The 11609-nt window shown below is 72.7% G+C and carries 9 protein-coding genes; 6 read left to right on the top strand and 3 right to left on the bottom strand.

The window, feature by feature from the left end:
- Positions 1-253: 253 nt before the first annotated feature.
- Together serC and ACNYS0_RS18530 are read right to left on the bottom strand one after the other, a co-directional pair.
- Positions 254-1372 carry a phosphoserine transaminase gene (serC, locus tag ACNYS0_RS18535; protein ID WP_422475040.1) on the bottom strand — a complete coding sequence of 373 codons (1119 nt, stop codon included), beginning with the start codon at positions 1370-1372 and terminating at the stop codon, positions 254-256.
- Positions 1373-1463: 91 nt separating this feature from the next.
- Positions 1464-2324 (bottom strand): LysR family transcriptional regulator, encoded by an 861-nt coding sequence (locus tag ACNYS0_RS18530; protein ID WP_422475038.1) that lies wholly within the window; start codon positions 2322-2324, stop codon positions 1464-1466.
- A gap of 174 nt (positions 2325-2498) precedes the next feature.
- On the opposite strand from ACNYS0_RS18530, the gene ACNYS0_RS18525 reads away from it, so the two are divergent.
- Positions 2499-3461 (top strand): EamA family transporter, encoded by a 963-nt coding sequence (locus tag ACNYS0_RS18525; RefSeq protein ID WP_422475035.1) that lies wholly within the window; start codon positions 2499-2501, stop codon positions 3459-3461.
- Between the two features lie 35 nt (positions 3462-3496).
- Here ACNYS0_RS18525 and ACNYS0_RS18520 read toward each other — a convergent pair whose 3' ends face one another.
- On the bottom strand, positions 3497-4129 hold the full coding sequence (locus ACNYS0_RS18520; protein WP_422475033.1) for a DUF4232 domain-containing protein: 633 nt from the start codon (positions 4127-4129) through the stop codon (positions 3497-3499).
- A gap of 288 nt (positions 4130-4417) precedes the next feature.
- On the opposite strand from ACNYS0_RS18520, the gene ACNYS0_RS18515 reads away from it, so the two are divergent.
- From ACNYS0_RS18515 to ACNYS0_RS18495, 5 genes are read left to right on the top strand one after another with little or no spacing between them, the layout of a single operon-like run.
- Positions 4418-5212 (top strand): TIGR03084 family metal-binding protein, encoded by a 795-nt coding sequence (locus ACNYS0_RS18515; protein WP_422475031.1) that lies wholly within the window; start codon positions 4418-4420, stop codon positions 5210-5212.
- Positions 5209-6969 carry an acyclic terpene utilization AtuA family protein gene (locus ACNYS0_RS18510; protein ID WP_422475029.1) on the top strand — a complete coding sequence of 587 codons (1761 nt, stop codon included), beginning with the start codon at positions 5209-5211 and terminating at the stop codon, positions 6967-6969. The genes ACNYS0_RS18515 and ACNYS0_RS18510 overlap by 4 nt, the downstream gene beginning before the upstream one ends.
- A complete protein-coding gene (locus ACNYS0_RS18505; protein ID WP_422475027.1) occupies positions 6966-8564 on the top strand; it encodes an acyl-CoA carboxylase subunit beta in 1599 nt (532 codons plus the stop codon). Before ACNYS0_RS18510 ends, ACNYS0_RS18505 begins: the two co-directional genes overlap by 4 nt.
- An 8-nt stretch (positions 8565-8572) precedes the next feature.
- Entirely contained in the window at positions 8573-10435 is a 1863-nt protein-coding gene (locus ACNYS0_RS18500; RefSeq protein ID WP_422475025.1) for an acetyl/propionyl/methylcrotonyl-CoA carboxylase subunit alpha, read from the top strand.
- On the top strand, positions 10432-11607 hold the full coding sequence (locus ACNYS0_RS18495) for an acyl-CoA dehydrogenase family protein (RefSeq protein ID WP_422475023.1): 1176 nt from the start codon (positions 10432-10434) through the stop codon (positions 11605-11607). The genes ACNYS0_RS18500 and ACNYS0_RS18495 overlap by 4 nt, the downstream gene beginning before the upstream one ends.
- The last annotated feature ends 2 nt before the right edge of the window (positions 11608-11609 follow it).

Genomic DNA, 11609 nt, shown 5'->3' with positions numbered 1-11609 from the left:
TGGGTTCCTCAACTCGTGCCCGGGCTTGAGGTCCACCCGTGCCGGGGCTGGGTTGCTCGTGTGGCGTTGGAGGCTGAAATGCGCAATCGCCGGCGGGGCTTGATCTATCAAGCCCCGCCGGCGATTGAGGCGCGGGGTCCGGGGCGGAGCCCCGGGACCGTAACGCCGGTTCGGCGATTCGAGCCCCGCCGGCGATTGAGGCGCGGGGGCCGGGGCAGCGCCCCGAGGCCGTGACGACGGTACGGCGGATGGGTCAGAGCTGGCCGATGACGTAGTCGATGCAGGCCGTCAGGGCCTGGACGTCCGCCGGGTCGATCGCCGGGAACATCGCCACGCGGAGCTGATTGCGACCGAGCTTCCGGTACGGCTCCGTGTCGACGATCCCGTTGGCGCGCAGCGCCTTGGCGACGGCGGCGGCATCCACACTGTCGTCGAAGTCGATCGTGCCGATGACCTGCGACCGCTTCGCGGCATCCGTGACGAACGGCGTCGCGACCTTCGACTCCTCGGCCCAGGAGTAGAGACGCGAGGACGAGTCCTTCGTGCGGGCCGTGGACCACGCGAGGCCGCCCTGGCCGTTGATCCAGTCCAGCTGCTCGGCGAGCAGGAAGAGCGTGGAGAGGGCCGGGGTGTTGTACGTCTGGTTCTTGCGGGAGTTGTCGATCGCCGTCGGCAGCGAGAAGAACTCCGGTACGTGGCGGCCGGACGCGTGGACTCGCTCGGCACGCTCGATGGCGGCCGGGGAGAAGACGCCGATCCACAGGCCGCCGTCGGAGGCGAAGGACTTCTGCGGGGCGAAGTAGTAGACGTCCGTCTCGGCGATGTCGACGGGGAGGCCGCCGGCGCCGGAGGTGGCGTCCACGAGGACGAGGGCACCCTCGTCCGCACCGGCCACGCGCTTGATCGGCGCGGCGACACCGGTGGAGGTCTCGTTGTGGGTCAGGCCGTAGACGTCGACACCGGCCTCGGCGACCGGCTCCGGGTGCGTGCCCGGGTCGGAGGAGATCACGGTCGGCTCGGCGAGCCAGGGGGCGAGCTTGGAGGCCTTGGCGAACTTGGAGGAGAACTCGCCGAAGTTCAGGTGCTGCGACTTGTTCTCGATCAGGCCGTGCGTCGCCACGTCCCAGAACGCGGTGGAGCCGCCGTTGCCCAGGACGACCTCGTAGCCCTCGGGGAGGGAGAAGAGGTCCTTGACGCCGTCGCGTACGCGACCGACGAGGTTCTTCACGGGCGCCTGGCGGTGCGAGGTGCCCATGAGGGAGGTACCGGTGGCGGCCAGGGCGTCCAACGCCTCCGTACGCACCTTGGAGGGGCCAGCGCCGAAACGTCCGTCGGCGGGCTTGATGTCAGCGGGAATCTGGATCTCAGCCACGAAATGGAGGGTAGCCGGTGGGGTTTCACCGACCGCAAGGTGTTCGGTGGGTGAGATGCCCGGTCTCGCCCACCGTGCCGGCAGGCGGGCGTCAAGGACCCGCGATCTCGTGGGCCAGCGCGATCAGGGCCGGGACCGAGGGGTGCCCGGGCCCCTGGCGGCGGGCCAGCAGGACGGGGAGATCGGGCGCGTCCGTGAGCGGCACATAGCTGACGCCGGGGTACGGATGCAGGTCCTCGGTCGCCGTCGAGGTCACGCCCACCGCCCGGTCCGCGGCGATCGCGGCGAGCCAGTCGTCGGTGTTGGCGACGGTCAGGCTCGCGGTGGGCCGGACGGCGGGCGGCCACAGGTCGAGGGCGGTCGTGCCGGAGACGGTGTTCAGGGCGATCACCTGATCGCTGAGGTCGGCGAGGGCCAGGCGCGGGCGGCCGGCGAGCGGGCTGTCCGAGGGCACCGCCGCGACCCGGGCCTCCTCGTGCAGCAGTTCGGTGATCAGGCCGGGCGTCTCGACCGTGCCGCGCAGCACGGCGAGGTCGACGGCGCCGCGCGCGAGCCCCGCTGTGCGGTCGTCGATGCGCAGCAGTTCCAGCGGTACGTCCGGGTGGGCCCGGCGCCAGCGGCGCAACAGCGGCGTGGTGAAGGCGCCCGCGGCCGACCAGGCGTGGCCGAGGCGCAGCGGCCGGTGCGGGGTCCGGGCGGCGGCGAGCGCGTCCTCGAACGCGGCGACGGCGACGGCCGCCTTCTCGCGGAACGAGTGCCCCTCGGGCGTGAGGTCGAGGTGGTGGGTGGAGCGGTCGACGAGCCGCACGCCGAGCGCGTCCTCCAGGGCCGCGAGCGTGCGGGAGACGACGGGCTGGGTGAGGCGCAGCCGGGTGGCGGCGCGGGTGACGCTGCGCTCCTCGGCGATGGCGAGGAAGCAGCGCAGGTGGCGCAGCTCCGGTTCCCTGGTCATGTGCGTGGAGCATAACGGGGGCGCATTGGGCATTTCACGGGGCATGCCGGGCGGAACTAGCGTGAAGCGTTACCTCGACCACCCTGTTCACCAGGATGGCCTGTAGCGTCTAATACATTGCACTACAGCGTGGTGCCGGTGGCACTCGACAAGACTTCAGGAAAGGGGTGGACCGTGAGCGGCCCGCAGACCGAACCCGTGGCCGTGGCGCAGGATGCCGCCCCGGCCGTGACCGCGAGCGCCGGCGCGGGGGCCAAGCGCCGCCGCGGCTCGCTGGGTCCGGTCGGGCTCGTGCTCGCGGGCTGCGTCTCGGTGCAGTTCGGCGCGGCGCTCGCGGTGAGCCTGATGCCGCGCGCCGGGGCGGTCGGCGTCGTCACCCTCCGCCTCGTCGTGGCGGCCGTGGTCATGCTCGTCGTCTGCCGCCCCCGGCTGCGCGGGCACTCGCGCGCCGACTGGGGCACGGTCCTCGCCTTCGGCATCGCCATGGGCGGCATGAACCTGCTCTTCTACCAGGCGGCGGCCCGGATCCCGCTCGGCATCGCGGTCACCTTCGAGGTGCTCGGCCCGCTCGCCCTCTCCGTCTTCGCCTCCCGCCGCCTCGTCAACGTCCTGTGGGCGGGGCTCGCGCTGTGCGGCGTGTTCCTGCTCGGCGGGGCGGGGGACGGGCTCGGCGGCCTGAATCCGGCAGGCGTGGGCTTCGCGGTCGCGGCCGGCGCCTGCTGGGCGACGTACATCGTCTTCAGCTCCCGCACGGGCCGCCGCTTCCCGCAGGCCGACGGGCTCGCGCTCGCGATGGCGGTCGCGGCGGTCCTCTGCCTGCCGCTCGGCATCGCGACGGCGGGCACGAAGCTGATCGACCCGGTGACCGTCGGCCTCGGCGCGGCCGTCGCGATCATGTCCTCGGTCCTCCCGTACACCCTCGAACTCATCGCCCTGCGCGATCTCCCCGCGTCCACGTTCGCGGTGATGATGAGCCTCGAACCGGCGGTCGCCGCGCTCTCCGGCTTCCTCGTCCTGAGCCAGGACCTGGCCTGGACGGAGGTCCTGGCCATCACGCTGGTGATCGCGGCGAGCATGGGCGCGGTGCGCACGCAGGTGGGGCGGAAGAAGGACGCCGCGGTCGCCCTGCACGAATAGCGGGCGGTCCCGGCGCACGGCCGACGGGGCCGCGGTCACTGCTTGCCGGTGCCGACCGGGTCCACGTAGACCTTCTGGTCCGCGCCGTCGGAGACCGGGAGGTTGATGCCGACCTTCAGCCTTGCGGAGTGGGTCTCGTTCGGCGGCGTGACGTCGAGGGAGGTGACGTCCACGCCGGAGCCGCCGGTGGTGTTCGGCGGGAAGTGGAGGGTGAAGCGGGTCGTCTCGCCGCCGCCCAGGACGACGCTCGGCGAGGCGAGTTCGCTGCGCTTGGCGCTCAGCGGCCCGGAGGCCTGCTCGGAGCGGAGGTCGACGCCCGGGAAGCCCTTCAGCGAGCAGGCGTCGCCGGTGTTCCGCATGCTGACTATGAGCGTGCCCTCGCCCATGCCGTGCGCCGAGTCGAACGCCAGGTTGGCCGTCTTGCACGGGCCGGTGTTGACCTGGCCGTGGCCGGTGCCCTCCGCGGCCCGCGCGGCGTCCGGGTCGTCGGGGGTGTCCGAGCCGGTGGTGTTCGAGGCGTTCTTGCCGGAGACCTTGCCGGAGGACGCGGCGGTGGTGGACGAGTCGTCGCCGGTCCCGGCCGCGGAGTCCCCGTTGCCCTGGCAGGCGGTGAGCGAGAGGCCCGCGGCGAGGGCGACGGCGGCGAGGGTGAGCTTGCGAGCGCGCATGGTGTTCGTCCTTAACTCGTAGGTCGGTGACCCGTCGGTCCGCTTGGGCCGGTCTCTTCGAACCGGTCCGCTTGAGTCACTGATCACGAGGACACGGCCCGGCCGAAGATCGTTCCGGCCGACTCCCGCCTTGTACATGCCTGTTACACACGATCGGTCTCCCGTCACCGCCGGGACGGACCCGTGACATGACGGCCCAATTTCCATGCAAGCACGCTTGCTTGTTTTCTGGCCCCCTGCCATGCTCCAAGCACGCCGCACACCGCCGTGCCCGGAGGGGAGCGCACCGTGTCCGAACCGTCCGCCGTGTTCGATGACTTGCGGGACGAGAGCGAGGAACTCGACCGGATCGTGCGGAAGTTGAGCCGGGGCCAGTGGGCCGCGCCGACTCCCGCACCCCGTTGGACCGTCGCCCACCAGATCGCCCATCTCGCCTGGACCGACCGCGCCGCCCTGCTCGCCATGAGCGACGCCGACGCCTTCGCGGGCGAGGTGGAGAAGGCGATCGCCGCGCCCGAGTCGTTCGTCGACGACGGGGCCGACGAGGGCGCCCGCCAGGACCCGGCCGCGCTGCTCGCCGGCTGGCGGGAGGGGCGCGAGCGGCTCCAGAAGGTGCTGCGCGCCGCCGCGGCCGACAGGACCCGGTTTCCCTGGTACGGGCCGCCGATGTCCGCCGCCTCCATGGCGACGGGGCGGCTGATGGAGACGTGGGCGCACGGCCAGGACGTGGCCGACGCGCTCGGCGTCGTGCGGGAGCCCACCGACCGGCTCCGGCACGTCGCACGGATCGGCGTGCGCGCCCGGAAGTTCGCCTTCGACGTGCACGGGGTCACCGCTCCCGAGGACGAGTTCCGCGTCGAACTCCTGGCGCCGAGCGGCGAGTTGTGGACGTACGGGCCCGAGGGCGCCGCCCAGCGGGTCACCGGCACCGCGCTCGACTTCTGCCTCCTCGTCACCCAGCGCGCGCACCGCGCCGACCTCGACGTACGCGCCGAGGGCCCCGACGCGGACCGCTGGCTCGACATCGCGCAGGCCTTCGCCGGGCCACCGGGGAAGGGGCGCGCGCCGAAGGAGGCCCGATGAGCAGGCCCCCGCTGCGGATCGGCAACGCGTCCGGGTTCTACGGCGACCGGTTCGGCGCCATGAGGGAGATGCTGACCGGCGGCGAACTCGACGTCCTCACCGGCGACTACCTCGCCGAGCTGACCATGCTGATCCTCGGCCGCGACCGCATGAAGAACGCGGACCGCGGCTACGCCCGCACGTTCCTGCGCCAGTTGGAGGACTGTCTCGGGCTCGCGGCGGAGCGCGGCGTACGCATCGTGAGCAACGCGGGAGGCCTCAACCCGGCGGGACTGGCCGACGCCGTACGGGAGTTGGCCGCCCGCCTCGACGTGCCCGTGCGCGTCGCCCACGTCGAGGGCGACGACCTGCTCGGCACCGGGCGCTTCCCCGGGGCGCTCACCGCCAACGCGTACCTCGGCGGCGCGGGCATCGCCGCCTGTCTCGACGCGGGCGCCGACATCGTGGTCACGGGCCGCGTCACCGATGCCGCGCTGGTGACCGGGCCCGCGGCCTGGCACTTCGGGTGGGCGCAGGACGCCTACGACCGGCTCGCGGGGGCCGTCGTCGCCGGACACGTCCTCGAATGCGGGACGCAGGCGACCGGCGGGAACTACTCCCGGTTCGCCGACCGCGCGGACCGGTTGGGCCGCCCCGGCTTCCCCCTCGCCGAGATCCACGAGGACGGCTCGGCCGTCATCACCAAGCACCCCGGCACCGGCGGCTTCGTCGAACCCGGCACCGTCACCGAGCAGCTCCTGTACGAGACCGGGGGCGCCCGGTACGCGGGCCCCGACGTCACGGCCCGCCTCGACACCGTCCGCCTGGAGCCGGAAGGACCCGACCGCGTGCGCATCCACGGCGTACGCGGCGAGGCCCCGCCGCCCACCCTCAAGGTCGGACTCAACCGGCTCGGCGGCTTCCGCAACGAGGTCGTCTTCGTGCTCACCGGCCTGGACATCGAGGCCAAGGCCGACCTGGTGCGACGACAGATGGACGACGCACTGCGGACCGCCAAGCCGGCACCCGCGCACGTCCGTTGGGAGCTGTCCCGCACCGACAGGCCCGACGCCGACACCGAGGAGACGGCGAGCGCGCTGCTCCGGCTCGTCGTGCGCGACCAGAACGAGGAGGCCGTCGGGCGCGCGCTGAGCGGCGCGGCGGTGGAGCTCGCGCTCGCCTCCTACCCCGGCTTCCACGTCACGGCCCCGCCCGGAAAGGGTTCCCCGTACGGGGTGTTCGAGGCGGCGTACGTGGAGCGGTCGGAGGTCCCGCACGTGGCGGTGCTGCCGGGCGGGGAGCGGCGGCGGATCCCCGCACCGTCGGGCCCCGCGCGCCCCCTGGCGCCGGTGGCCGACCCGCCTCTCCCGCCGCCCCTCCCGCCGGGCCCGACGCGCCGCGCGCCCCTCGGCCTGATCGCGGGCGCCCGCAGCGGTGACAAGGGGGGCGACGCGAATGTGGGGGTGTGGGTGGAGAGCGATGCGGCGTGGCGGTGGCTGGTCCACACGTTGACGGTGGGGCGCTTCCGTGAGCTTCTGCCGGAAACGGCGTTGCGCTCCCGGGGCTCTGCCCCGGACCCCGCGCCTCAATCGCCGGCGGGGCTTGAGGGGCTGCCCGTAACAAGGCACCAGCTGCCCCACCTCCGCGCCCTCAACTTCCACATCACCGGAATCCTCGGCGAAGGCGTCGCCTCCCGGCACCGGTTCGACCCACAGGCAAAGGGCCTCGCCGAATGGCTCCGCTCACGCCACCTCGACATACCGGAGGCACTGCTGTGACCGTCCTGGCCAGCGCCCTGGACACCCGGTCCGACGACTACACCGACCGCCGCACCGCCCACCTCGCCAAGCTCGCGGCCCTCGACACGGAGCACGCGAAGGCCGTCGCGGGCGGCGGCGAGAAGTACGTCGAACGGCATCGCAAGCGCGGCAAGCTCCTCGCCCGCGAACGCATTGAGCTGCTGCTCGACCCCGACACGCCCTTCCTCGAACTGTCGCCGCTCGCCGCCTGGGGCAGCGACTACGCGGTGGGCGGCTCGCTGGTCACCGGCATCGGCGTCGTCGAGGGTGTCGAGTGCCTGATCACTGCCAACGACCCGACGGTGCGCGGCGGCGCCAGCAATCCGTGGTCCCTGAAGAAGGCGCTGCGGGCGAACGAGATCGCCCGCGCCAACCGGCTCCCGGCGATCTCGCTCGTCGAGTCCGGCGGCGCCGACCTGCCGTCCCAGAAGGAGATCTTCATCCCCGGCGGCGGGATCTTCCGCGACATCACGCGGCTCTCGGCCGCCGGGATCCCGACCGTCGCCGTCGTCTTCGGCAACTCGACCGCCGGAGGCGCGTACATCCCCGGCATGTCCGACCACGTGATCATGGTGAAGGAGAGGGCGAAGGTCTTCCTCGGCGGTCCGCCGCTGGTCAAGATGGCGACCGGTGAGGAGAGCGACGACGAGTCGCTGGGCGGCGCCGAGATGCACGCGCGGACCTCGGGGCTCGCCGACTACTTCGCGCTCGACGAGCAGGACGCGATCCGCCGGGCCCGCCGCGTCGTCGCCCGCCTGGGCCACCGCAAGGCGTACGCCGATCCACAGCCTGTGGAGCCGCCCAAGTACGACCCGGAGGAGCTCCTCGGCATCGTCCCCGACGACCTGAAGGAGCCCTTCGACCCGCGCGAGGTCATCGCCCGGCTCGTCGACGCCTCGGACTTCGACGAGTTCAAGCCGCTGTACGGCGCCTCGCTCGTCACCGGATGGGCCGAACTCCACGGCTATCCCGTCGGCATCCTCGCCAACGCGCAGGGTGTCCTGTTCAGCGAGGAGTCGCAGAAGGCCGCGCAGTTCATCCAGCTCGCCAACCAGCGCGACATCCCGCTGCTCTTCCTCCACAACACCACCGGCTACATGGTCGGCAAGGAGTACGAGCAGGGCGGCATCATCAAGCACGGCGCGATGATGATCAACGCGGTCTCCAACTCCCGTGTCCCGCACCTCTCGGTGCTGATGGGCGCCTCCTACGGCGCCGGGCACTACGGCATGTGCGGGCGCGCCTACGACCCCCGTTTCCTCTTCGCCTGGCCCAGCGCCAAGTCCGCCGTCATGGGGCCGCAGCAGCTGGCCGGCGTGCTGTCGATCGTGGCCCGGCAGTCCGCCGCCGCGAAGGGGCAGCCGTACGACGAGGAGGCCGACGCCGGCCTGCGCGCCATGGTCGAGCAGCAGATCGAGGCCGAGTCGCTGCCGATGTTCCTGTCCGGGCGGCTCTACGACGACGGGGTCATCGACCCCCGCGACACCCGGACCGTCCTCGGGATCTGCCTGTCCGCGATCCACACCGCACCGTACGAGGGCGCCCGCGGCGGCTTCGGCGTCTTCCGGATGTGAGGCCCGCCATGATCAGTTCCGTTCTTGTGGCCAACCGCGGCGAGATCGCCTGCCGCGTCTTCCGGACCTGCCGCGACCTCGGCATCCGTACGGTCGCCGTGCACTCGGACCCGGACGCCGACGCCCTGCACGTCCGCGAGGCCGACCTCGCCGTACGCCTCCCGGGCGCCACGCCCGCCGAGACGTATCTGCGGGCCGACCTCGTCGTGAAGGCCGCCCTCGACGCGGGCGCCGACGCCGTGCACCCCGGCTACGGCTTCCTCTCCGAGAACGCGGCGTTCGCGCGGGCCGTCACCGACGCCGGGCTCGTCTGGATCGGGCCGCCGCCCGAGGCGATCGAGGCGATGGCGTCCAAGACGCGCGCCAAGGAGCTGATGGGCATCGCGCCGCTCGGCTTCGACATCACGGCGGACGACCTGCCGGTCCTGGTCAAGGCCTCCGCGGGCGGTGGCGGGCGCGGCATGCGCGTCGTACGCGAACTGGACCGGTTCGAGACCGAGTTGGAGGCAGCCCGCGCCGAGGCGCTCTCCGCCTTCGGCGACGGTGAGGTCTTCGTCGAGCCGTACGTGGAGGGCGGGCGCCACGTCGAGGTGCAGGTGCTCGCCGACGCGCACGGCACGGTGTGGACGCTCGGCACGCGCGACTGCTCGCTCCAGCGCCGCCACCAGAAGGTCGTCGAGGAGGCGCCCGCCCCCGGGCTCACCGAACACGTCACGGCCCGCGTGTACGAGCTGGCCGGGCGCGCCGTACGCGCCACCGGCTACCTCGGTGCCGGAACCGTCGAGTTCCTCGTGGCGGACGGCGACACCGTGCAGTTCCTGGAGATGAACACCCGCCTCCAGGTGGAACACCCCGTCACCGAGGCCGTGTTCGGGATCGACCTCGTCGCGCTCCAGCTCCGGGTCGCCGAGGGCGAGGCCCTCGAACCGGAACCCCCGGCCCCGCGCGGCCACGCCGTCGAGGCCCGCCTCTACGCCGAGGACCCGGCCGCCTCCTTCGCCCCGCAGACCGGCACCCTGCACCGCCTCGCCGTGCCCGCAGGCGTTCGCCTCGACACCGGGTACACCGACGGCGACACCATCGGCGTCCACTACGACGCCATGCTCGCCAAGGTCGTCGCGCACGCCCCCACCCGCGCCGCCGCCGTCCGCGCCCTCGCCGGGGCCCTGGAACGCGCCGAGGTGCACGGCCCGGTCACCAACCGGGACCTGCTCGTACGGTCCCTGCGGCACCCCGAGTTCACCGGCGCCCGCATGGACACCGGGTTCTACGAGCGGCACCTCGCCGACCTGACGGCCCCCGACCCGGACCCGTACGCGCCGCTCGCCGCCGCCCTGGCCCGGGCCGCCGAACGCCCGTCCCGGTTCGGTGGCTTCCGCAACGTGCCCTCCGCTCCCCAGTCCAGGCGCTACCGCACCGAACCGGACGGCACCGAGCACGAGGTCCGCTACCGGCACACCCGCGAAGGGCTCGCGGCCGACGGGGTGCGGGTGGTGCGCGCCGCACCCGACCAGGTCGTCCTCGAAGTGGGCGGCGTACGCCGGAAGTACGCCGTCGCCGCCTACGGCGACCGCGTGTACGTCGACGGCGCCGCCCTCACCGCCCTGCCCCGTTTCGCCGACCCCAGCGAGCAGCGTGCCCCCGGCTCCCTGCTCGCGCCCATGCCGGGCACCGTCGTCCGCGTCGCCGAAGGACTGACCGAAGGCGCCGCCGTCACCGCGGGACAGCCCCTGATCTGGCTGGAGGCGATGAAGATGGAACACCGCATCCTCGCCCCCGCCTCCGGAACGCTCACCGCCCTGCACGCCGCCGTCGGCCACCAGGTCGAGGTCGGCGCGCTGCTCGCCGTAGTCCAGGAGGAACAGTCGTGAACGCTCCCGCCGCTCCCGTTCTCGAAACCGAGGAGCACCAGGCCCTGCGCGCCGCCGTCGCCGCCCTCGGCAAGCGGTTCGGCCGCGACTACATGACCCGCGTCACCGCCGCCGAAGGCCACCCCGACGAGCTGTGGGCCGAGGCGGCGGGGCTCGGCTACCTCGGCGTCAACCTGCCCGAGGAGTACGGGGGAGGGGGCGGCGGCATGGCCGAACTCTCCATCGTCCTGGAGGAGTTGGGGGCCGCCGGGTCGCCGCTGCTGATGATGGTCGTCTCGCCCGCCATCTGCGGCACGGTCATCTCCCGCTTCGGCACCGAGGAGCAGAAGCGGGCCTGGCTGCCCGGCCTCGCCGACGGCGGCCGCACCATGGCCTTCGGCATCACCGAACCCGACGCCGGATCCAACTCGCACCGCATCACCACCACCGCCCGCAAGGACGACGACGGCTCCTGGGTGCTGAACGGGCGCAAGGTGTTCGTCTCCGGCGTCGACATCGCGGACGCGACACTGATCGTCGGCCGCACCTCCGACGCCCGCACCGGAAAGCTCAAGCCCTGCCTGTTCATCGTGCCCCGGGACGCGAAGGGCTTCGGGCGGCGGCAGATCGACATGGAACTCCAGGCTCCGGAGAAGCAGTTCGAACTGACCCTTGACGACGTACGTCTTCCCGCGGACGCTCTCGTGGGTGACGAGGACGCAGGACTGCTCCAGCTCTTCGCCGGGCTCAACCCGGAGCGCGTCATGACCGCCGCCTTCGCCATCGGCATGGGCCGTTACGCGCTGAGGCGCGCCGTCGAGTACGCCAAGGAGCGCACCGTGTGGCAGGCCCCCATCGGCTCCCACCAGGCAATCGCGCACCCGCTCGCACAGATCCACATCGAGCTGGAGCTGGCCCGCCTGATGATGCAGAAGGCGGCCCGGCTCTACGACGCGGGCGACGACATGGGCGCGGGAGAGGCCGCCAACATGGCCAAGTACGCCGCCGCCGAGGCCTGTGTGCGCGCCGTCGACCAGGCCGTGCACACGCTCGGCGGCAACGGCCTGACCCGCGAGTTCGGCCTCGCCTCCCTCATCACCGGCTCCCGGGTGGCGCGCATCGCCCCGGTCAGCCGCGAAATGATCCTCAACTACGTGTCCCACCAGAGCTTGGGCCTGCCCAAGTCGTACTGACC

It is taken from the genome of Streptomyces anthophorae (genome assembly GCF_049310305.1).
GTDB lineage: Bacteria > Actinomycetota > Actinomycetes > Streptomycetales > Streptomycetaceae > Streptomyces.
This window is presented reverse-complemented; position numbering and strand designations above follow the sequence as displayed.

Coding starts and splice junctions, on each gene's coding strand:
- ACNYS0_RS18530 (WP_422475038.1), bottom strand. CDS start 2,324: ATGACCAGGGAACCGGAGCTGCGCCACCTGCGCTGCTTCCTCGCCATC.
- ACNYS0_RS18520 (WP_422475033.1), bottom strand. CDS start 4,129: ATGCGCGCTCGCAAGCTCACCCTCGCCGCCGTCGCCCTCGCCGCGGGC.
- ACNYS0_RS18510 (WP_422475029.1), top strand. CDS start 5,209: ATGAGCAGGCCCCCGCTGCGGATCGGCAACGCGTCCGGGTTCTACGGC.
- ACNYS0_RS18500 (WP_422475025.1), top strand. CDS start 8,573: ATGATCAGTTCCGTTCTTGTGGCCAACCGCGGCGAGATCGCCTGCCGC.